This window comes from Microcoleus sp. AT9b-C3 (assembly GCF_036705485.1).
In the GTDB taxonomy this organism is placed as follows: domain Bacteria; phylum Cyanobacteriota; class Cyanobacteriia; order Cyanobacteriales; family Microcoleaceae; genus Microcoleus.
Genome location: NZ_JAUBUR010000018.1, coordinates 1 through 21,768, shown reverse-complemented (window position 1 = coordinate 21,768; position 21,768 = coordinate 1). Strand labels below are relative to the sequence as shown.

Below are 21,768 nucleotides of genomic sequence, written 5' to 3'. Positions count from 1 at the left end.
AACAATCCCTCAATCAAACAATCCCTAAATCTAAAATCTAAAATCTAAAATCTAAAATCTAAAAGATGGACTTACTTCGATCGCTCCCTATTGGACTTTACCTAGAACAACCCGTAACCTGGCTGCACCGGTTAGACTCCCGCGTAAAACTAGCCTGGTTGATGACATTTCTGATTGCGCCAATACTCGCCAATCCCGTTTGGCGGTTGATGCTAGTAGGAATGTTAATCATACTGACACTAACAGCAGCAATTCCCTTGCGCGTGTGGAAACAGCAAATGGGAATGCTGCTGCTATTCTGCCTATTAGTATTTTGCCTCAGCGCGATCGCCCCCGACGGACTCCCCTCAGAGCACCAGCCCCGCATCCCCGCCGACGAATTAACCTTTTCCCAACAGCCCGCAACTCTTCCACCCCCGCCCCAACCAAAACCCTGGTACAAACCTTTTAATTTAGGCTCAAACTCCCCAATCCCCAATTCCAAAGCCCAAATCTCAAATCAACTCCCCCCACCCACAAACTACAGTTACGTTTTATTCAAACAAGGCCCGATTAAAATCACCCGCAAATCCCTAGATTTAGCTATCAACGTTAGCACCCTATTTTTCACAGTAATTTACAGCACCAACCTCTACCTTCTCACCACAGCCAGCGAAGAAATTACCGCCGCCCTTGAAAACTTAATGCAGCCCCTGCGCCGCTTGAACTGGCCTATTACCGAAATAGCCTTAACATTAACTTTATCTTTGCGATTCATTCCCCTAGTATTGGAAGAAATACAAAATTTAGTGCGATCGGTCAGAACCAGAGCGATAAACTGGAAAAAACTCGGATTTCGCAGCGCCGCTCAAGTGTGGTTGATGATAGCGGAGCGGCTGTTAGAAAACTTGCTCCTGCGAGCTGAACAAATAGCCAGCGCCATGAAAGTTCGCGGCTTCACCAGTCCCGATCGACACCGTGTAGAATGGCACCAGTTGCAATTGAAAATCCGAGACTGGATCGCCCTCGGATGCTTGCTCGTCCTCTGGAGCGCCCGCTTTGTTTGGGGTTGGGACAGTTGAGATTTTAGATTTTAGATTTTAGATTGAAGAATTTTGAAGAATTGGGAATGAGTGATGAAGCTTGTCGTTTCGAGGACGGGCCTAGATTTGAGTAAGTTTTGTCTGCTAGGCGACAGTCCTGCTAAAGTAATGGAGACAAATATTTAGAGAACCAAGACCTTGAACATCTATCTTGGGACAGATATCGTATATGTTCCGCGCATACAAGCCGCATTAGACCGGTTTGGCGATCGCTTCCTCGAAAAAGTTTACACACCCGCCGAACAAAGGGATTGCGGGCAACTAAATTCTCAACACAGCAGCATTAAAGGTAAAATGAATCGAGTTTCCTGCAACCAGCTAGCGGGCCGCTGGGCAGCAAAAGAAGCCGTTGTCAAAGCTCTAGGCACGGGATGGCGGGGAATACGGTATGCAGATGTGGAAATTCGGCGCTCCGAAAACGGTGCTCCCAATGTGCAACTGCACGGAACCGCGGCAGCACAAGCCTCTGTATGGGGAAATTGCCAGTGGCAATTAAGCCTCAGCCACGACGGAGACTATTGCATGGCTACGGCGATCGCTCTTTGTACCCCGCCGTCAAACAACGCCGTCGGGCGATCGAGCGAAACTAAAATCTAAAATCTAAATCTTTAATCTAAAATTGATCGATTGTGAGCGTGAATGACTACCGAAACTTACCTGAATCATCCAAACTTTGGCCTCCTCTTCAGGGTATCCCAGGTTGAAGACAGCCAAGAATTATTTACCACCCTATACGCCCAGCGCCTGTTTTTTTTGGTGACAAACGGCCCTGGCGGGCTGAGATTTGAACCAATCAGCCGCTCCGACGCTCGCCTCATGGTCGAAATTCGCCTGCGAACCCTGCGTCGCAGCGGTCAATATCAAGAGTACGACCAATTGCAGACCATTCACCAGCGCACGTTTCAATAGCGAAAATCAGTAATTTTGTAATTGGTAACTGTCTTAATTTTCCTTCCCTCCCGTCAAGAGCGTTGAGTACCCATGACCATTGCCTCTCGAATTAACAGCATTCGCCAACACTTGCCGGACTCAGTGCGGTTAATTGCCGTTACTAAACAGGTACCGACTGATGCTATCCGCGAAGCATACGACGCCGGTATCCGGGATTTTGGTGAGAGTAAGGTTCAAGAGGCTGCGGAAAAACAAAGCCAACTGCAAGATTTACCGGATATCAACTGGCACTTGATCGGGCACTTGCAAGCCAACAAAGCCGCCAAAGCCCTAGAGCATTTCCAGTGGATTCACTCTCTCGACAATTTAAAACTCGCTCAGCGACTTTCGCGCTTGGCGGGGGAAATGTCCTGCTCTCCCCAAGTCTGCTTGCAAGTCAAAATGTTGCCAGACCCGGACAAATACGGTTGGAGCGTTCCAGAACTGCTGGCCGACCTTCCAGAACTCAACAAATGTCAGCATATCAAAATTCAAGGTTTGATGACAATACCTCCCCTGGGGTTAAAGGACTCGCAAATCCTAGAATTATTTAACAGCACCCGCGAACTAGCTGAGAAAATCCAGCAGCAAAATTTGCCCTGCATTCAAATGCAGCAGCTCTCGATGGGGATGTCGGGAGATTATCATTTGGCAATTCAAGCAGGTGCTACTATGGTACGGCTAGGACAAACCTTATTTGGCTCTAGGAGGGGATAAGTAATTGAAATCTTCTGATAAAGACAATTTGGGTTAAATATAGAATAGTCAGCCACCCGCGACTAACGCGCAACGCGAGTATAGTCGGGGCAGCAAAGTCGTGAAGGAGCGTGAATCATGAATATTTTTTCTAAACTGCGAGATTTTGTAGGCATCAACAATGAGCCTGAGTACGATGACGTTTACGACGAAACGGAAGGGGAGCGCTATCAGAACTTCTACCAAGCGCCTGAACCCAACGCCGCTGCCGTCGCAGCAGCCGAAGAAGAACGTCGTCAAAATCGTAGAATGCGAGAGCGGTCAGTAGTAGGATCGACAGGTATGGATGTCGTTGCACCAACCGGGGGAGTAGGGTCAGTAATGAATAACGTGATAGGAATGCCTGGAGCTATGAACGGGATTTCGGAAGTAGTAGTAATGGAGCCGCGCACTTTTGAAGAGATGCCGGCAGCAATTCGAGCCCTTAAGGAACGCAAGTCTGTGGTTTTGAACCTGACGGTGATGGACCCAGACCAAGCGCAAAGAGCTGTGGACTTTGTGGCGGGCGGTACTTATGCCCTTGACGGTCATCAAGAGCGAATTGGCGAAAGTATTTTCTTGTTTACGCCTAGCTGCGTGCAGGTGAGAACTCAGTCTGGTGTGGTTCACGAAGTGCCTCCTGCTCAAGGACGGCCCCGTGCTGCTGCTCCTGCACCCACAGTCTGGCCGGCAGAACAAGCTCCAATGGCTCAGTAGTTAGTAGTTAGTAGTCAGTTGACAGTGGTGAGTAGTCAGTAGTCAGTAGTCAGTAGTCAATAGTTAACAACTAATAACTGTGGAATAAACACTGCGGATTAATAACATTAGCTAACAACTAAGTAACCAATGACAACTGACAACTGACAACTGACAACTGATAACTCAAAAGTGACAAGTGACTAATGACAACTGACTAATGACTAACATAAAATTTGGTACGATCGGCGGCGGGGTAATGGGAGAAGCTCTCTTATCCCGCTTAATTGCACAAAAAGTTTATTTGCCTTCTGAAATATTGGTGAGCGACCCACAACTTCAACGCCGCCAATTTTTGACTGAAACCTACGGGATTGGAACAACAGCCAGCAATCTAGAAGTTGCTGCCGCTACAGAAGTGCTGTTTTTGGCGATTAAACCGCAAGTTTTTGATACGGTAGCTTTGGAGTTGGCCGTGGCGGCCGATCGCAAACAGGGAAATAATGGAGAAACGGCTAATTCCCAGCCTGAAGCGCTGGTAGTGTCGATTTTGGCAGGAGTGCCACTGAGCAAGCTAGAACCCGCGTTCCCTGGGCGGGGAGTGCTGCGGGTGATGCCGAATACTCCGGCGACGGTGGGGGCGGGAATGAGCGCGATCGCTCCGGGAAAACTTGTTCAACCGGCTGATTTAGAATTGGTAAAGCGCATCTTTCAGGCCGTGGGAGAAGTGGTAGAAGTACCTGAGAGTATGCTCGATGCGGTGACTGGGCTTTCGGGTTCCGGGCCTGGTTATGTAGCAATTTTGATAGAGGCCTTGACAGATGGCGGAGTTTGTGCAGGTTTGCCACGGGCGATCGCCTCTCAATTAGCTTTGCAAACTGTATTCGGTACGGCGAAGCTAATGCAAGAAACGGGAATGCACCCGGCACAATTGAAAGATCAAGTTACAAGTCCCGGCGGCACGACTATTGCCGGAATTGCTAAATTAGAGAGTAGCGGCTTTCGTTCTGCGCTGATCGAAGCAGTGAAAGCAGCTTGTTTGCGTTCTCAAGAATTGGGCAAATAAGTCAGGAATAACCCACAGAAACTATCATAAACGAGTTCAATCGCACTTTAAACCAGCCGCTTTGGCCATCGGATATTTGACTGACGGGAACAAAAGCTACACCAAACTTTTCTTTCTCACACTTGACAATATGTACTAATTCCTGTCTAAAATTTTGGCGATCGCCCTTCGGATCGCACTCAATAGTTCCGGTTGCTCCTGTGGCGCTAAAATTCGGACTCGCAATAGTTTTCTGCATCCCTTCGCGGCTGGGTTGCTGTTGGATTTCTATTGCTTTAATTAGCGTCCCACTTGCATCCTAGGTTAAACCCACATTTCGCAGGTCTTTAAACAGAATTGATGGTTACACAATTGAAAAATAGAAGCTTGAAGTCATTGCGGGGCAAGCACTCCAGGCTTTTTTTAGTTGAAATGAACGACTAAAGGTCAAAGAGGAAAAAAACGATGAATGAGTCCAAAGAAGCCATAAAAGTCCTAAATTTAGACCATCTAGGAATAGTAGCAGGCATAATATAGCAATCCTTGCAGGAGTCGTAAATTTTTGACTCCACCCCAACCATCCCCTTATCAAGGGGAAGGAGTAAGAAATTCACAAATGATTTAGGATGGCTATAGACGAGATGGAATTAGTAGAAGAAGTCAACTTTCATAGTAGGAATAACAACCCAAAAAATTCTCAGCCCAGGACAAGTCATGAAAGCAAGGATTTTGAATGAAATAGGATTTTTAAGCGCACCCTTATACATATAATAGTAATTTTTTTTAGGAAAAAGAACATCACATCTAATCTAAAAATAAACACTACCAAAATATCTAAACGACGATAGACTCGGAAGATCACTCGACAAATATTATCAAATAGGAAGTACAAAAATCTCCACAGCAATCGCCATAAAAGCCGCCCATAAACTTCAAGTAAAAATGAACAGCATCCACTTAGATGAAAGTTCAATGTACATACAAGGAGGATATAAAAATTAAGTAGAAAACACCAATCAAACAGAAAAAGAACCCGAACCAGAAACATCCGAAATGAAACCAATAGAAATAGTACACGGATACTAAGCGAGACCATCGACCAGGCCTCAAACAATTTATCATAGACATGAGCGTAACAGGCGACGGAAACATACCACTATATCTAAAAATAGACTCAGGGAACATCGACGACAAAAGCGTATTTTTAGAAAGACTAAAAGAATTCAAAAAACAGTGGATATTTGAAGGAATCTGCGTAGCATAGAGCGCCTTATATACCAGGAAAAACCTATCAGCAATAACAGGAGTCAAATGGATAACAAGAGTCCCATTAAGCCTAAAATCAGCCCAATATAAAATCTTAGAAATCCCAGAAAGCAAATGGCAATCAAGCTCAAAAAAAAGATACAAGATAGCCGAAAGAGCCAGGAAATTTAGAATCAGCGAATGACAGCATCAGAAACCAGGTCAAGAAAATGACAAATAAACCGATAATGCCTTGGGGATTTCAGATGTTTCAAGCCGTACATTTAGTAAACCTAAATGGAGCCGAACAGGTGAGCAACTTAACAAAGATCAGGAGATATTAAATTATTTACGGAAGGTTTGCGGTCACTATTATTTAATAGTTGAAGAGGGGTAACAATCAAAATAAACGTCGGGATCATCTCACTTTTGCAGCCAAGCCAAAAATTGGAGCCAGGAGTCAGGAGTCAGGAGTCAGGAGGAAAGAGGAAGAAGGAAGGAGGAAGAAGCCAGAATAAGTGTTTTTACAAATATGAGATGCTCCCTAAACGTCAACCATAAAATATTTTTTAATTAATTCAAATAATTGGCAACATAACAATCAGGTTGCCGGAATTTTGATGGCTAATTTATGGAAAATTAGTTCAAACATTGGCGAAGGAATATATTATGAAATATGTGTGAATTCAAATTTGTTAGAGCTCGCCAAAATCGGAAAGTAATGATACTAAAATTATAAAAGGTAGGCACAGATGTTTTTCTTACAGTGAATCTATGAAAATCCTTAGTCATCACAGCCAGAACTGCGGAATATGGGTTGCATACTTTTCTCGATCGCACGATCGCATAACCAGGCAGTGTAACCTTTCTGCACTTATCCAGCAAGCCCTATCTATGTTATGACGGGGGTGTTACCGTCAGAACCCACACCCCCTCACCAACAAATGTCGGGCCGGACATCCAGCCCGCCCCACATTCTCCAAAAGCCCCACAACCATTCACTTCAACCAGGCAGGATGAGCCATCAAAGCTGCAAAAGGCTGCACTCCCCGCAACTGATTCGACAGCGGCAAATGACCCCTAGGCGCGCTCAAATCCCAAATAAACTCTTGCGGATACCGCGTCCAATTATTCCCCTTTTTCCAGCCAATTAGCGGCCACAATTTATCCCAATTCTTGCCAGAACTTAGCCAAATTTCCCGCTGCACTGAAAATCCAAATTTGCCTTCGGAATGAACTTTCCACAGGGTATTAATTGTTTGCAAATCCGCCACCGGCAAACTCTCAACTTGCGTAAAATACAGCCACTTTCTCACCGAAGCTGTATCACCAGCCAATTCACAAAGCTTGTCTAAAGTCAAGCGATCGGCTTCTTGAAATTCCTGTAACGCCAATAATTGTTGCAGCGGAGTGTAATCAACGTTAGAGTCCGATCGCAGCGGCACAACCCCAGTTGGAAAATTCGCTTGCAAAAACTCCGTCGCTCTCGGAGAATTAGCACTGTAAAGAATTTGGTAAGCCTTACCCATTACCGCAGTCGGTGCCTCTGACTTGCGCTCTAATAAAAATTCCATCAATACATCCCAACCGGAATCTGCTATTTGTTGTTGTAGCAGTTGCAGTTGAGCTTTTTCCGAACCAGACCTCAACTGAGAGCGGAGTTCGGCTGTATCGGCCGCCGAGTCTAGAGGAGAAGTAGAAATCGAGTCAGTCATGAGAAACTATCAGCTATCAGCTATCAGCTATCAGCTATTAGCTGAAGCCCTGGTTTTCCCCCATTGTACAATGGTACTGACTCCGATTCACTTCTGTGTACTCGCATGCCTGCGCGCAACGCCGCCTAGTTTTGCCTCACGCCCCCACCCTCTTCGCCAATGGCAGCAATAGCAAATTAGTCTACCATCTGAATTTTACGATCGATGCCATGTCAAAGAGTTTTTCTTGAACCTAGTCGTCCACGATGGAAACCCATGCAGAGAACGAAGGCGGAAAAAAGTTTATGTCATATTCCGAGTCTTCCCACTCTTTGACCCACAGCGGCACGGCGCCGGGGCGAGGAGTTTCAGAAAAGGTGCGTTCTTTGACTTCGATCGAGTGAAATAGCTGTTTTAAAGTATCTCCCCGATCCAAAGCTTCGCTCAGGATGTCGTCCAACTCAGGATCGACCCGTTTGACACGGTTTTTGTCCTCCTCCAGCCACAGAAGTTTCAAAGACTTCAGATCTCTCGGACTGAGGATACTCTTGTAGTACACGCGCTTAAGGGTCGCTACGGGCTCCAATGAGCGTTCGATCCGGCGAATTTGCTGAACTCGCAGGTAGTGCCATTCCGCTAAACGCTTGCTTTCCGAAGGCGGGAGAGTACCCTTGCCCGCTGCGTGTTTGTAGTCGTATTTAATCAAACTGCAAGCCATATTGGCTAGCAGATGAATTAACTGTTTTTCTTTGGGTGTTGCCTGACGCCGTTCCTGGGTTCTTGTCAATACGCGCTGTCTGCGGGTAGTTTCGAGAGTATTTTCCATTGGGTTTTTACGAGATGAAATACGATTGTGCCAGATCCAAATCCCGAACATCAGAAGGTAAGGAAGTTGATAGGCGGGGAAACTCCACCGACAGACTCGCCTTACCTATTTATTTTCCCATCCACCGTTCTCTGAAACTGATTACCACCCCTGGGATTAGGTAGACTGATCTTGGGATCGAGTTTTAACCACCTCAATTAGAGACCGTTGCGACAACAAACACCACCACAACTACAACCACAACCACAACCGCACTCCGGGCGAACCACACAATAGCGGCAATTATTTCCTGCCTTTACCGGTTTTTACCTCTTCTTGCTCCCCATCCTCATTCGTTCCAGTGTAGTTAAAGTCGGGACGACTCTCCCAAGCCGTCAAACTGCTGGCTGATGAATGTGGGGCGATCGCTAAAGCGCTGGCGCTGCCTGCCTGGAAAAAGCCGAAGCCAGCCGAGGCAATTACCCCTAATACTAAGATGCTGTTTTTCATGTTCGATGACCCTGATTTGCGTAGATTGACACTTTTTGGCTAACCCGATCTGTCAGAAATGGGTTGATGCAATAGCCCACTTGTCTTCTGATAAATCTGCCTGCCATAATCAATTCAGACAGGCACACCCGCTTGCGATCGGAAACGCCGGAAGTGACGTGTTACTAACGTCCACGATCATCCATCAACCCGAATTTTTTGGGTAGTGGAGCGAAAGCCATCAGGGCGTCGATCCATCAGGGAGTTATGCCATCAGGGTGCTAATCCATCGGGTAGTTAAGCCATCAGGGCGCATCTTCTACAATTAGCCACCGACTTAACTTTTATAGTTGAGCGAGTGGTTAGCCTGGTACTGACAAAGCCTTTAAGAATTAAACTTTTTGTGAATGCATCCTGAAAAGTTTGTTCTTAGGAATCCCCCAACGCGAAAGCCCGGGGAAAGTCAGCAGCATGGAATTCCATGCAATCTAAGTCAACTAAAAAACGCAGATTAACGATATCTCCCACTCAAGCAGTCCTCAGCAAAACGCTGGGGTTTTTTATTGGCAGCCATTGCGAGCGCGTTTTTCTCCGGCATCCGGCAAGCGGATTTGAAGGCAGAAGGTTGACGGAGCTCTGGTTAGGAGTTTCCCTGCCCATATCATACCACCGGGTGAATTTTAAAGTATTATTGTAAAAAAATGTGAAAAAAAGGGCGTTTGAGCGTTTTCAATCCGAGGAGACTGAAAATTCATCTAATTATGTGAACGAGTGTAAAAAATCAAGGGTCGAGGTACGATTGGGCAGATCGTAGGATTTGGGGTGAACGCTTGCAAAGATACGGTAAAGATTGACGAGAAGAAAGCTGAGCTAGTAGACAATAGAGAAAGAGGAAGAAAAATTTTCCCCCATAGTAAGGCCGATTCAAAAAAAACCATGCAAATGCAACAGGCAAACTCCAAACCCTTATTGAATAAGTCATTCCCCAATCTCAAATCTCAAATCTAAAATCTAAAATGCTATAAGCGGGCCATAATTGCAATTTGTAACCTTTCGATCGCACAGCATAGGGGTGTAAAATCTTGATGAATTCCCAGATGACAGCAGAAGTCAACTCAACGTACCAATATCAAGTCGGAGGATATTTGCCTGCCGCTGCGCCCACCTATGTCAGGCGATCGGCAGACAGCGAGCTCTACGAAGGACTAAAAGCCGGAGACTTCTGCTACGTGTTGAGTCCGCCACAAATGGGCAAGTCCAGCCTGCTAGTGCAAACGGCCAAAAGGTTGCAAGCAGAAGGTACAGTTTTTGCCGCCATCAATTTGAGAAGCATCAGCAGCCCCAATATCTCCCCCCAAAAGTGGTACGCAGCAATCATGTACCGCATGGCAAGCAGTTTGCACCTCACAAACAGGTTTGATGCCCTCAAGTGGTGGAACGATCGCGAAGTGCTGCCGCCGCTGCAGCGATTGGAGATATTTATCGAAAAAGTTTTGCTCAAGTCACTTCAGCAAAATCTGGTAATTTTCATAGATGACATTGACAGCATCAGCAGCCTAAATTTCAGTACCACCGATTTTTTTGCTTTGATCCGGGCTTGTTACTCCAAACGGGCAGAGCAACCGGAATACGATCGCCTGACTTTTGCTGTTATGGGAGTAGCAGCCCCCTCAGAATTAATCCGAGATCCCAGATGCAATCCTTTTAATATTGGACGGCAGATTCATTTAAGCCGATTCCAACTGCACGAAAGTTTGCCGCTAGCAAAAGGATTAGCCCTCAAAGCTTTTCGCCCCCAAAAAGTGCTCCAAGAAATATTAGCTTGGACGGGTGGCCAACCGTTTCTAACTCAAAAAGTTTGCCACTTGGTACTTGAATACGGGCCTTTCATTGGCCGAAATTCGGAAGCTCAGCAGGTTGAAAAACTCGTCAAACACAGAATTATTAAAAATTGGGAAGAAGAAGACGAACCCCAACATTTGATACCCATACGCGATCGCATTTTCCATAGCCACTGCGACCTCACGCGGCTGTTAACGCTGTACCAGCAAGCTTTGCAACCACTCAAGGCAACAAAACCGGGGGAATCGCAGGGAGTACCAGCAGATTACTCTCCCGAAAAACTCGAATTGCAACTGTCAGGACTGGTTGTTAAATCTCACGGTAAGTTAATAGTTTCTAACCTAATTTATCAGTCAGTTTTTAATCGATTTTGGGTGGAAAAAGAGCTGGGAAAATTGGCTCCCTACCACTCCGCGCTAGCAGCATGGCTGGCTTCAGACCGCGAAGATGAATCGCTGTTATTGACAGGGGAAAGTTTGCAGTCAGCTTTGGATTGGGCTGCCAACAAACAATTAAGCCAAGAACACTATTGGTTCTTGAATCCCGATCGAACTGTTGAGGAAAAACCGACAGTGGTTGTCCCACCAGTTGCAGACAGCAGCGTAGACACAGATGCAGACAGCCGCATCCTCACCCCGCCCTCAGATAGTGTTCCAACTGGCAGCAACGAACAGAGATTGTACGATCACATCGTCTCCTGCGTGGAAACAGAATCCCCCGCACAGGTGATCGAGCGGTTCCGAAAGCTATTTATCGACGGCATGGGCTATCCCGATCGAGAGATTGAAGCAACTTTGTACAGTATAGTCTCAGTCAAGCGATTGGATCAGCACTTTAAATATATCCTACACCGCTGCTGCTACATCCCCATCAACCGCTGGCAATTGCAATCACACAACCAGTTCGCGATCGCCAAGTTGGTAGCTTTATTTAAGCAGAGTTCTCCCCGATTCGGGACGGAATTTTACATAGTCAAGCGCTTGCAAGAACAAATAGCTTTCTTTACTAAAAGTGAAGAATTCCAGACGCTAGAGCGATTAGTAAAAGCCCTAGATAGAGAGTCGGAACCGCAGCAACAAGATACAGATTCTCCTTTTGGCGAATTAATTTGTCGGTATCCTTATTTGTACGGCTATTCTCTGCTGAGCAAGGGCAGCATTGAGGAAGACCAACAAACCATTCAAAAACTGGCATTTCAAAGACAGCGACAATTTGAAACACATTTGTCTCAATATTTAAATTATTTGGTTGAGCCGAGAAATACAGAAATAGGAATTGTGCAGCGGGCACCTAATCCCACACTTTTGAACGATGCAGAACTGCACTTAGCAGTCATGGAATTTGCGGGAAAAGTAGCAGGCGATCGCAGCTACAAAGAAGCTGCTCAATTTTTCCTGAGAGATTCCAGACAAACTCCATCTTACGCCTCATTTAAAGTGGATTTATATGAATATTTAATATCGTCGATAGAACCAGAATACGGCGGGCGTCAATTTAATGACCGTTTGTACAAACAAATCAAAAATACATTGCGAGAACATGATACGGTGAAATTCAATAATTCATTGTTAGTTCGGACTTGCCACCAGTTGTTCAACTTCTTAGTAGTGGAAAATTCTCAACATCCCAGCCACTACGTTTTTTACGATTTGGTGTACAACCTCGGCGCCAGCCGGACAATGGGTTTACTGCTGAAACTTGTACTGCTTTCCGGCAAAGTCAAACCCGAGTTGGAAAAGCGATTTTCTATTTTGTTTAATCACTATGAAGGTAAAGCTTCTAATGAAATTATGTGGTTTGTCAAATCGTTGGAAAATTTCAATGTGGCTTTGGTTGTGAATTTTGGTAAGACGGATTTGTCTTTGGTTAAACAGCATCTTATTTTGAATTGAAAAATAACCAGAGCGGTTTACTTCAAGTTCGATCGGGCAAATATCAGTGATATAATAAATTAGGTTGAGTATGCAGCAAAATTATGCAAACCCAAACGCTCACAGATTATTTCAACTTTCTCACTCCCAGCGATATTCGACTGAAAGGGACAAGAATTGGCATTGAAACAATCCTTTATGATTACATCGATTGCGGCCGCGCACCTGATGAAATTGCCCAAACTTATCCTTCCCTCACCCTCGAACAAGTTTATGCGACAATTCTGTATTATCTCCAAAATCAAGAACCTGTGAGTGATTACCTCAGAAATTGGAGAGAACACGGTCACAAAATGAGAGAAGAACAGCGCCTTAATCCCCCGCCTGTTTCTGAAAAGTTCCGCCAACTGAGGGCAGAAAGAAAAGCCAAAACTAGCCAATGAACCTGCAATACCTAATTGATGAAAATGTCAATCCAATTTATCCCAATCAAATTAGGCAACGAGAACCCGATATCGCCGTCAAAGTAGTGGGAGAACCGGAAACACCGCCGAAAGGAACTCTCGATCCAGAAATTCTCTACTGGTGTGAAGATAATAACTGTGTTTTGGTGACAAATAACCGAACTTCTATGCCAGTGCACTTAGCCGAACATATGGCGGTAAATCGTCACATTCCAGGGATTTTTATCATCAATCCTAATTTAAGCATTGGCGAAAACCTAGAAGAATTGATTTTAGCGGCTCTGGCATCCCAAGAAAATGAATATCAAGATAGAATTGTTTTTCTACCTTTCCCTTAGCAGTTATTAATGTATTCGGGAGGAAACGAGTTTTTGGCATTAGTCCGATCGCAACTTTTAAAGGCGCGCTACCCTCGCGGTGTATTATTAACTCTATGATTAGCTATCTCAAAGGCACAGTCGCCGATATCGCCAAAGGCAGCAACCGCGTCATATTGACTCTGGAAGTCAATCAAATTGGCTATGAAATCCAAATTTTGCCCCGCGTGACCGGTCAATTGCCAGCATCCGGCGAAGTCGCCCAAATTTTTACCCACCAGCAAGTTAAAGAAGACCAAATCGTATTGTACGGTTTTGGCAGCGCGGCAGAACGCGATTTGTTTCGGCAGTTGACGAGTGTCAGCGGTGTCGGTGCTCAACTGGCGATCGCACTTCTCGATACTTTAGGATTACAAGATTTAGTCCAGGCGATCGTCGGCGGTAACACCCGCATCCTCGCCAAAACACCGGGCGTGGGAACAAAAACCGCAGAACGTCTCGCCCTGGAACTCAAAAGCAAACTCTCGGAATGGCGACAGCAAGCAGGTTTGACAACTTCAGTCGCCGCCGGAGTCCCCCCAGCTATTCAAGAAGAAGTCGAGATGATCCTGCTGGCGATGGGATACACTGCTGCTGAAGTCTTGCAAGCGCTGCAAACCCTTAGTCAAGACAGCACTTTATCCGCCAAAGGTAATGCCGATGATTGGATACGTGAGGCGATCGCCTATTTGAGCCGATAATCCCCTACAACATCCAAAAACCGGGAATAAAAACCAAAATTCGGTCGGACCAACAAACCCATCCCTGGCAAAAATTTTATCGTTATTATGCTTCCCCTGTGATAACATTGGAGATTGTGACAATCGTACAAAAAAAACTAAAATCAATTCATGGCTCTTACACAACAGCGCAAACAAGAAATCATGGGCGACTTCCAAACCCATGAAACCGATACCGGTTCAGCAGATGTCCAAGTCGCCATGCTGACCGATCGCATCACCAAACTCAGCGCCCACCTGAAAATCAACCAAAAAGACTTCGCCTCCCGCCGCGGTTTGATGATGATGATCAGCCGCCGCAAGCGCCTGCTGGCATACATCCAAAGGGAAAATGTCGATCGCTACAAAGCATTGATTGCCCGTCTAGGCATTCGCGGCTAAACACCAAAGCCAAAATTTGCGACAATATTCTTTAATCTTGGGCAAACACCAAGACTTATTGAAAAATGTTCGAGATTTCAGGTTAGAGATAAAATATGTCCTCCGAACCACCCCGCAAGCGCTTGCCCTTTGAACCGGCAACAAATCGTAAAAAAACGCCTAAAAAGCCCCCAGAACCCCAAGCAAGCTTAGCCTTAGAGTCGGATTCTGCCGACAAGCAGCCGAAAGCTAACAAAACCGGAAAACAGTCGCAATCCATCCCAGAAGTAGTCAGCCAACGCATGATATCTCGCATAGCGGTATTCTGCGGCCTACCTACCCTATTGGGAATTTGCACATTTTTTGTCAGCTATTTGGTAGTCAGGAACGGCTTGTTCGATCTGCCCAACACAGCAGTATTGCTGGTAAGCATGGGCTGTTTTGGTCTAGGCGTTCTGGGATTAAGCTACGGAGTCCTCTCGGCTTCCTGGGATGAAGAAATTTCAGGAAGCACTCTGGGGTGGGAAGAATTTAATACCAATTTTGGACGGATGCGAGAAGCGTGGCGCGCCGCGAAGCCAAAAAGTTAGTCATTAGTCATTACGTCATGAGTTATTAGTCATTAGTCATTAGCTAAAAACTAAGCTGTTAACCTTTAGGGAGTTTGTATTTGTGGAGGGAATAAGAACCCACCCCAGAACAATGCTAATAATACTGATATAAATAGATTCTCGATCGCCATTGCATCTATTTTTCTCAGTGCATCAGAGTCATCATCCGTTTCTAGCCCAACTAAAAAGGCAAAAAAAATATGATTATTGTAATGAAAGCCGGCACTCCAGAAGCCGAGATCGATCGCATCGACGAAGAACTCCGCACTAACTGGGGTTTGATACCAGAAAAAATCGTCGGCCGTTACAAAACCGTGATGGGTTTGGTGGGCGACACCGTTGAGCTCGAACCGATGCAACTGCGCGAAATGAGCACCTGGATTGAAGAAGTGCTACGCGTCGAAAAACCCTACAAACGCGCTTCTCTGGAGTACCGCCAAGGAGAACCCAGCTCCGTAGCGGTTGCTACTCCTTTAGGAACTGTAATGATCGGCTTGCATCACCCGATCGCGATCGTAGCAGGCCCTTGCTCGGTCGAAAACGAAGAAATGATTGTCGAAACGGCAATGCGCGTCAAAGCTGCTGGAGCTCATTTTCTCCGTGGTGGCGCGTACAAACCGAGAACTTCTCCCTACGCTTTCCAAGGCCACGGCGAGAGTGCTTTGGGATTGCTAGCTGCGGCGCGGGAAGCTAGCGGTTTGGGAATTATCACAGAAGTTATGGATGCGGCCGATTTAAGTGCGATCGTGGAAGTAGCCGACGTGATCCAAGTCGGGGCGAGAAATATGCAGAATTTCTCGCTGTTGAAGAAAGTCGGAGCTCAAGACAAACCTGTTTTGCTGAAGCGCGGCATTTCCGCCACCATTGAAGAATGGTTGATGGCTGCTGAGTATATCATGGCTTCTGGCAATCCGAACGTGATTTTGTGCGAGCGCGGAATTCGCGGGTATGACAGGCAATATACACGCAATACGCTAGATTTGTCGGCGGTTCCAGTGTTGCGGACTCTGACTCACTTACCGATTATGGTTGACCCCAGTCACGGCACCGGTTGGGCGCAGTTTGTACCGTCAATGGCGTTTGCTTCGATCGCCTCTGGTACAGATTCGCTGATGATTGAAGTGCACCCGAATCCGAAAAAAGCTTTGTCTGACGGGCCGCAATCTTTAACACCGGATCAGTTCGATAAGTTGATGGAAGAATTGGCGGTGATTGGTAAAGTCATGAACCGTTGGCCGCAACCGGTGCCAGTTTTGGCATAGAAACAGGCGTTTCGCCTAACCTAAAATGCGATCGCAATTAAATCCCCGACTTCTTAAAAAAGTCGGGGATTTTGTTATTCGGTTTTTGGAATAGAGGCCCTGGGGCGATCGCACTTCTAGGAAAGTTGGGAAATTTTGTATAATTGATATTTGAATTAATTAGCGAGAGGGCTGGGAGTCATGGTAGGCATGGGAACCAAACTCACTTTAGCAGAATTTCTAGCTTTGCCCGACGGAGATATATATTGTGAGTTTGTAGATGGTCAAGCTGTTCCGAAAGTGTCTCCAAAATTTTTTCATTCCAGTTTACAGGGAGCTTTGTGTCTCCTGATTCGTGTATGGTGTAAAGGACGCGGGCGAGTGCTTCCAGAATGGGCAATTTTGTTAAAACGTCAGGATAAAGATTGGGTACCTGTTCCCGATTTGACCTATATTTCTTATGCGCGTCTGCCGAAAAGTTGGCGGCAAAATGAAGCTTGTCCCGCAATTCCTGAACTGGTGATTGAGATTATCTCTCCTGGTCAAACGATGCAGGGATTTGAAGAGAAGGCGAAAGATTATTTGGCGGCGGGTGTTCCGCGAGTTTGGGTGATTGATCCAGAGGCTATTTTAATTAGAAGTTTTTTGACCGATGGTTTGAGTCAAGTTTATACGGATAATACACTAATTTTGGATGAGTTGCTGCCTGGTTTGGAGTTGACGGCTAGACAGATTTTTGAAGAAGCGGAATTGATTGATTGATTGATTGATTGATTGAGGGCGATCGTACTCTGTGCAAGATATCAGTCGTAGGGTGCGTGACAACGGGAAAACTTTAACTCGCGGCGGTGGGACTATTGACTGTCACGCACCGCACGCGGGCAAAGCATTGAATAATACGCTGTCACCGGAAACGATATCACTTACACTTCGAGACGGATTTTGACTGTTGTGCCAAAAGCTTTTCTGAAGGCTGATTCAACATCGGGAAGTTTTTGAATTGCCATTAGCAAAAGTGGTGTTGAGGAAACTTTAATTCTTGCTTCTCTATCATTGAGAGCCATCAGTTTTCCGTGCTGTCGCATCAGTTCTTTAGTGCTGCGTGGTGATATCTGAAGTAGCACAGTTTTCCATGTTAGGTCTAGTATTCCTTGCATTGCTTCTTCTATTTGTTTGAGGGTGTCGTTTTTTTGAGGTAAAACGCCTGGTAGTTCCAGTTGAACGAAATTTTGTGCTTGCATAGTCTTACTCTTGATAAAGAAGTGATTTTTTGAACTGGGAAATCAGCGATATCGCCTAACTTACTTCCGATCTCTATATTCCTTGAACAGCAAAGGTTTGACGGCTCAATTTCTACACACCTCTGGCGCTGTATCCAAAAGTGAGCCAAAATTGAGCCGCGCCACAAATTGGCAGATGTTATAAGTTAAATATGGTTACTGAAGGTTAAAAAATCAGCAGGGCAGCTAGTCTAAGAGCATCTGAATCTGGGTTGGAAATAGTCGATCGGGCAAGGCGAAAGAAAGGCTTGGAAAAACAAGCTTCTAGCTGGTGCGGAGATGCCCAAACTTCAGTCGCAACTTTAAAGCGGTTTTGGCGGCGGAAGCCTATTCAGCATGAGGTTTTTGTCAAGATTTGCAAGGCTGTAGAATTGGAGAACTGGGAAGATATTGTGGATGATAGTCCCTTATCTCAGAGTGATTTGAGAGCAGAGTTTTTTGCTTGCGACGATGCTTGGGTTGGTCGAAAAGACCTGATTAGTCAACTCGCCCAGAAGGTTCAGGGTTCGTGCCACTTGTTAATTCTTCTTGGCATCGCGGGAATTGGTAAAACGGCTTTAGCTGAAAGATTGGCGGTGGAGTTGCAAGGCGACGGTCGTAAGTTTCATCAGGAGAATTTTGAAAACCAGCAGCAAGCTTCTGATTTTGCTAGTGTGGCGATTCGGTGGTTGGAAAAGTGGGGAGAACGCATTACGCCAGAAGACCGCAAAGATACGCAGCAGTTGCTAAATCGAACTGTCAAGCGATTGCGAGAAAAGCCGTATTTGGTGGTGATAGATTCTCTGGAATTGATTTTAAAAGGAAATGAAGAATCAGGCTGGAATGGTTTTCAGGATGAGTTGTGGACCGAATTTTTTGCAGCTTTTTTGGCAGTGAAATCTTGCCAAAGTCGGATAATAGTAACATCGCAGGATTTGCCAGACCAAATTCCGGATCGTTATAAAATTTTCTGGGATTGTCAAGAATTGAAGGGGCTGACAGCATCTGAACAGTTAGAATTGTTCGATCGAACTGGACTGGAGGTTGAAATAGATTCACCAAACAAACCTTATTTAGAACGAATTGGGGCTGCTTATGAGGGGCATCCATTGGCTTTGCGGGTAATTGCTGGGGAAATTGGCAGCAAGCCTTTTTATGGCAATTTGGCAGGCTATTGGAATAAATACGGACATGAAATTGAAGAAGTGGAGAAGGCAATTGAGGAAGCTAAGACCAAAGGAATAACCTCATCAGCAGATGACGACTGGCGACTGGATCGATATACTCGCCAACTGCGAAAAAATGTGCGAGTCCGGCTGGAAAAGACGTTTGAGAGATTGAAAAAAGATGTTTTGAATGCCTATCGATTGCTTTGCGAAGCTTCTGTGTATCGCTGTGCAGTACCGGAGGAGTTTTGGCTGAGCCATTTGGAAGATTGGGATTGTGATGAGGAGAAGCAAGAGTTAGCGTTGGATGCGTTGCGCGCTCGCTTTTTGGTAGAAGAAGAATTAATTGACGATGAGATACACTTGCGACAGCACAATTTAATTCGCAGCGTAGCATTAGAGCATTTGAAAAATTTGACAGTGAGGTAGTGGACAATATGAATAGTACATTTGCTGAATTTGATTTTAAAAGTCAAAATGGTTTGGAAGTTGACATCACGCCGCCGGGAGAGTGGATGCTGGCTAATCTAGGAATCGATCTAGCAGCACCGGAGTTTAGGGAACTGCCGCCTTGTAAACGCGCTCAGTACAAAGCAGTTAAAAATTGGCTGACGATGTACAAACCGAAGCGGGATGCTTCCAATTTAGATAAAATTAAGGGATACTTGGAAGCATTTCACCATCTTTGTCAGGTGGAAGATTGGATACGAGGTCGCAAAATTATATCAACTCCACTCGATACACCTACCAATGAAGAATTGCACCATCAATTATCACTCTGGGGCTACTATAGGGAACTGATTGAGCTGTACAACCAACTTTTGGGCAAATTAAGCCCTAATCTGGATGCTGTTGTTCTTGCAAATCTGGGCAATGCTTACAATTCCCTAGGAAATTATCTCCAAGCTATCGACTATCACCAACAGGGTTTAACAGTTTTTAAAGAAATTTACGATCGCAAAGGTGAGGGAAAGGCACTCGGAAGTTTGGGTAATGTTTACTATGGGCTAGGAAAATATTTCCAAGCAATTGGCTATTATCAACAGAGTTTAAGCATTGCACGGGAAATTGGCGATCGCGAAGCAGAGAGAAACGCACTGGCAAATCTCGGAAATGCTTATAATTCGCTAGAAGATTATCTCCAAGCAATTGACTATCACCAACAGAGTTTAAGTATTGTAAGGTCAATCCGTAATCGCAACGGTGAGGGAGACGCACTGGCAAATCTGGAAGTTGCTTACAATTCGTTGGGAAATTGTCTCCACGCCATCGCCTATCTCCAACAGAGTTTAAGTGTTGCAAGGTCAATCGGTAATCGGAACGGTGAGGGAGACGCACTGGCAAATCTGGGAAATGGTTACAATTCGTTGGGAGATTATCGCCAAGTTATTGACTATATCGAGCAGAGTTTAAGTATTTTTCAGGAAATGGGCGCTCGCAACGGTGAGGGAGACGCACTGAGAAATCTAGGACTTGCTTACGGTTTGCTAAAAGATTATTCCCAAGCCATCGAGTATCTCGAAAAAAGTTTAATCATTGCAAGGGAAATTGGCGATCGTAACGGTGAGGGAGTCGCACTGTCAAATTTGGGAGTTGCTTACTATTCTCTAGGAAAATATCCCCAAGCCATCGACTATCTCCAACAGAGTTTAACTATTGTACGGGAAATCGGACAACGCTGGGTCCAAGAGCGGACTTTGCTTAATCTATGCAAAGCTTTCTTTGCATTAGGAGACTATAACAAAGCAATAGAATGCAATCAGCAGCATTTAGCTCTCATCCAACAAACATAACAGTAGCTGAGACTATTGATTTATGATGAGAGATTAAGATGCGATCACCTCAAAAATGACTAAGAGCGATCGCTCACAAGCCTAAAATCACACGTAGGGCGACTGCCAGCTCATCCATATAATTTTGATCTAAATGACCGATTACCCTAATAACCCTAGATTTGTCGATCACCCGAATCTGTTCGCAAAGTATTACTGAATCTTGATTTAAACCCCCAACTCCAGATGGAACAAATACATGAGAAGGTAAAAGAGCGCGACGAATCTTTGTAGTAAACGGTGCAATAATAGTATGAGGACTTACTGCATTAGCACGGTCAATCTGTAAGATGACAACAGGTCTTATACCAGCTTGCTCCGTACCAACTACCGGATTCAAGTCGCATAACACGACATCTCCTCTTGTATATGTTGGATTTACTGATGAAGATCCTACCATTGAATTTCTCCACGGGCTAACTTTTCTTCGTAGGCTTCTAAATTCTTTAAATAGTCAGAAAAGTCTGATTCAGTAAGCTGTGGCAATTCACTGTTGTATTTGAGGAGCAAAAAGTCTATAAAATCATTCACCTCTTGAACAAGTGACTCTGGCAGTTGGCTAATTTTAGCAATAGTTAGATCGTAAACTGTCATGTTTTTACCCTATGTATCTTATTCACTTAACTATAACGCTCTCGCTCCAATTACCGTTTAGCTGCGAAACTCAAGCAAGCCCAAATATCCTGTTGGGTGAGATACGGAAAATCATCTAGAATTTCTTGATAAGTCATCCCAGAAGCCAGATATTCCAGCACGTCATAGACTGTAATTCTCATGCCTCGAATACAAGGTTTACCACCTCGTTTACCCGGTTCGATCGTAATTATATTAGCGATATCTTGGTCTGACATGGCTCTCTTCTGTTAGTTTCTGTTTTTAATTCTAACCTAGGAAGCTGATTTTCACGATCGCACACCCTACTCAAAGACACTCATTAAGTTGCTTCAGATCCCCTTGCGGCTGCACTTGCTTGTGCAAACTAATTTTGTCGCCCACTTCATACCCAGAATTAAAACCCGCCGCGCTGCTGACTTGAGAATCTGTTCTAGTTTTAACTTTAACCCCTCGGCCCTCTAGATAATCCGCGATCGCCTGTTGATTTTTCTCAAACATCGATCGCACTACAATCCCTGGAGTCGTAGGGTGCGTGACAACGGGAAAACTTTAACTCGCGGCGGTGGGACTATTGATTGTCACGCACCGCGACAAAACCCTAGTATTTACAAGGTATAGTCATTTCAAATAAGTATGAGACACTCTTTATGCACAATAAGCACGAATAACTTCATCAAGAGATGTGCCAGG

At 45.2% G+C, this 21,768-nt stretch carries 25 protein-coding genes and 1 pseudogene; 17 read left to right on the top strand and 9 right to left on the bottom strand.

Translation table 11 applies throughout. The features are described 5' to 3' along the window. Positions 1-65: 65 nt before the first annotated feature. The 6 genes from QUB77_RS17110 to proC all read left to right on the top strand — a co-directional run bounded on the left by QUB77_RS17110 (position 66) and on the right by proC (position 4,509). Positions 66-1,061, top strand: a complete 996-nt coding sequence (locus QUB77_RS17110) for an energy-coupling factor transporter transmembrane protein EcfT (protein ID WP_333175357.1) — start codon at positions 66-68, stop codon at positions 1,059-1,061. A 159-nt stretch (positions 1,062-1,220) separates the two neighbouring features. Further along, entirely contained in the window at positions 1,221-1,679 is a 459-nt protein-coding gene (gene acpS / locus QUB77_RS17105; RefSeq protein WP_333175359.1) for a holo-ACP synthase, read from the top strand. Positions 1,680-1,721: 42 nt separating this feature from the next. Next, on the top strand, positions 1,722-1,991 hold the full coding sequence (gene pipX / locus QUB77_RS17100) for a transcriptional coactivator PipX (RefSeq protein ID WP_006634205.1): 270 nt from the start codon (positions 1,722-1,724) through the stop codon (positions 1,989-1,991). Between the two features lie 72 nt (positions 1,992-2,063). After that, positions 2,064-2,729: a YggS family pyridoxal phosphate-dependent enzyme gene (locus QUB77_RS17095; RefSeq protein WP_333175362.1), complete on the top strand. Its 666-nt coding sequence runs from the start codon at positions 2,064-2,066 to the stop codon at positions 2,727-2,729. A 117-nt stretch (positions 2,730-2,846) separates the two neighbouring features. Then, positions 2,847-3,464 (top strand): cell division protein SepF, encoded by a 618-nt coding sequence (locus QUB77_RS17090; protein WP_333175364.1) that lies wholly within the window; start codon positions 2,847-2,849, stop codon positions 3,462-3,464. 199 nt (positions 3,465-3,663) lie between these two features. Next, positions 3,664-4,509: a pyrroline-5-carboxylate reductase gene (gene proC / locus QUB77_RS17085; protein ID WP_333175367.1), complete on the top strand. Its 846-nt coding sequence runs from the start codon at positions 3,664-3,666 to the stop codon at positions 4,507-4,509. 1 nt (position 4,510) lies between these two features. Here proC and QUB77_RS17080 read toward each other — a convergent pair whose 3' ends face one another. Continuing rightward, entirely contained in the window at positions 4,511-4,747 is a 237-nt protein-coding gene (locus tag QUB77_RS17080; RefSeq protein WP_333175369.1) for a hypothetical protein, read from the bottom strand. 605 nt (positions 4,748-5,352) lie between these two features. Here QUB77_RS17080 and QUB77_RS31780 point away from each other — a divergent pair. Then, positions 5,353-5,490, top strand: a pseudogene (locus tag QUB77_RS31780) (hypothetical protein); the annotation flags it as partial. 1,241 nt (positions 5,491-6,731) lie between these two features. Here the strand turns inward: QUB77_RS31780 and QUB77_RS17075 are convergent. From QUB77_RS17075 to QUB77_RS17065, 3 genes are all read right to left on the bottom strand, one after another. Beyond that, a complete protein-coding gene (locus tag QUB77_RS17075) occupies positions 6,732-7,448 on the bottom strand; it encodes a GUN4 N-terminal ARM-like repeat domain-containing protein (protein ID WP_333175371.1) in 717 nt (238 codons plus the stop codon). Between the two features lie 232 nt (positions 7,449-7,680). After that, positions 7,681-8,253, bottom strand: coding sequence for a hypothetical protein (locus tag QUB77_RS17070; RefSeq protein ID WP_333175374.1), 573 nt, complete (start codon positions 8,251-8,253; stop codon positions 7,681-7,683). 282 nt (positions 8,254-8,535) lie between these two features. Then, positions 8,536-8,742 (bottom strand): hypothetical protein, encoded by a 207-nt coding sequence (locus QUB77_RS17065; protein ID WP_333175375.1) that lies wholly within the window; start codon positions 8,740-8,742, stop codon positions 8,536-8,538. Between the two features lie 1,076 nt (positions 8,743-9,818). Between QUB77_RS17065 and QUB77_RS17060 the strand changes: the two genes are divergently transcribed. The 8 genes from QUB77_RS17060 (at position 9,819) to QUB77_RS17025 (ending at position 16,968) form a co-directional block, all read left to right on the top strand. Next, complete coding sequence (locus QUB77_RS17060) at positions 9,819-12,455, top strand: AAA-like domain-containing protein (RefSeq protein WP_333175376.1); 2,637 nt, start codon at positions 9,819-9,821, stop codon at positions 12,453-12,455. An 83-nt stretch (positions 12,456-12,538) separates the two neighbouring features. Then, on the top strand, positions 12,539-12,877 hold the full coding sequence (locus tag QUB77_RS17055) for a DUF433 domain-containing protein (RefSeq protein ID WP_333175378.1): 339 nt from the start codon (positions 12,539-12,541) through the stop codon (positions 12,875-12,877). After that, on the top strand, positions 12,874-13,236 hold the full coding sequence (locus QUB77_RS17050) for a DUF5615 family PIN-like protein (RefSeq protein ID WP_293185597.1): 363 nt from the start codon (positions 12,874-12,876) through the stop codon (positions 13,234-13,236). The genes QUB77_RS17055 and QUB77_RS17050 overlap by 4 nt, the downstream gene beginning before the upstream one ends. Before the next feature lie 95 nt (positions 13,237-13,331). After that, positions 13,332-13,955: a Holliday junction branch migration protein RuvA gene (gene ruvA / locus QUB77_RS17045; RefSeq protein ID WP_015174486.1), complete on the top strand. Its 624-nt coding sequence runs from the start codon at positions 13,332-13,334 to the stop codon at positions 13,953-13,955. A gap of 150 nt (positions 13,956-14,105) precedes the next feature. Then, complete coding sequence (gene rpsO, locus QUB77_RS17040) at positions 14,106-14,375, top strand: 30S ribosomal protein S15 (RefSeq protein WP_190661928.1); 270 nt, start codon at positions 14,106-14,108, stop codon at positions 14,373-14,375. Between the two features lie 95 nt (positions 14,376-14,470). Beyond that, positions 14,471-14,944: a PAM68 family protein gene (locus QUB77_RS17035; RefSeq protein ID WP_333175384.1), complete on the top strand. Its 474-nt coding sequence runs from the start codon at positions 14,471-14,473 to the stop codon at positions 14,942-14,944. A gap of 221 nt (positions 14,945-15,165) precedes the next feature. Continuing rightward, the gene (aroF, locus tag QUB77_RS17030; RefSeq protein ID WP_333175387.1) at positions 15,166-16,227 is read left to right on the top strand and encodes a 3-deoxy-7-phosphoheptulonate synthase; all 1,062 of its coding nucleotides are present in this window, start codon (positions 15,166-15,168) and stop codon (positions 16,225-16,227) included. A gap of 189 nt (positions 16,228-16,416) precedes the next feature. After that, positions 16,417-16,968 (top strand): Uma2 family endonuclease, encoded by a 552-nt coding sequence (locus QUB77_RS17025; RefSeq protein WP_445251754.1) that lies wholly within the window; start codon positions 16,417-16,419, stop codon positions 16,966-16,968. Between the two features lie 161 nt (positions 16,969-17,129). Here the strand turns inward: QUB77_RS17025 and QUB77_RS17020 are convergent, their stop codons facing one another. Beyond that, the gene (locus QUB77_RS17020) at positions 17,130-17,447 is read right to left on the bottom strand and encodes a hypothetical protein (RefSeq protein ID WP_333175392.1); all 318 of its coding nucleotides are present in this window, start codon (positions 17,445-17,447) and stop codon (positions 17,130-17,132) included. A 251-nt stretch (positions 17,448-17,698) separates the two neighbouring features. Between QUB77_RS17020 and QUB77_RS17015 the strand changes: the two genes are divergently transcribed. Continuing rightward, a complete protein-coding gene (locus QUB77_RS17015) occupies positions 17,699-19,060 on the top strand; it encodes an AAA family ATPase (RefSeq protein WP_333175394.1) in 1,362 nt (453 codons plus the stop codon). Positions 19,061-19,068: 8 nt separating this feature from the next. Then, complete coding sequence (locus tag QUB77_RS17010) at positions 19,069-20,424, top strand: tetratricopeptide repeat protein (RefSeq protein WP_333175396.1); 1,356 nt, start codon at positions 19,069-19,071, stop codon at positions 20,422-20,424. A gap of 73 nt (positions 20,425-20,497) precedes the next feature. Here the strand turns inward: QUB77_RS17010 and QUB77_RS17005 are convergent, their stop codons facing one another. The 4 genes from QUB77_RS17005 to QUB77_RS16990 all read right to left on the bottom strand — a co-directional run bounded on the left by QUB77_RS17005 (position 20,498) and on the right by QUB77_RS16990 (position 21,576). Then, on the bottom strand, positions 20,498-20,863 hold the full coding sequence (locus tag QUB77_RS17005) for a type II toxin-antitoxin system PemK/MazF family toxin (protein WP_333175398.1): 366 nt from the start codon (positions 20,861-20,863) through the stop codon (positions 20,498-20,500). Then, positions 20,857-21,057 (bottom strand): DUF2281 domain-containing protein, encoded by a 201-nt coding sequence (locus QUB77_RS17000; protein ID WP_333037627.1) that lies wholly within the window; start codon positions 21,055-21,057, stop codon positions 20,857-20,859. The genes QUB77_RS17005 and QUB77_RS17000 overlap by 7 nt, the downstream gene beginning before the upstream one ends. A gap of 50 nt (positions 21,058-21,107) precedes the next feature. Next, positions 21,108-21,314 carry a DUF433 domain-containing protein gene (locus tag QUB77_RS16995; RefSeq protein ID WP_333175401.1) on the bottom strand — a complete coding sequence of 69 codons (207 nt, stop codon included), beginning with the start codon at positions 21,312-21,314 and terminating at the stop codon, positions 21,108-21,110. Positions 21,315-21,384: 70 nt separating this feature from the next. Then, entirely contained in the window at positions 21,385-21,576 is a 192-nt protein-coding gene (locus tag QUB77_RS16990) for a hypothetical protein (RefSeq protein ID WP_333175403.1), read from the bottom strand. Positions 21,577-21,768 lie beyond the last annotated feature (192 nt).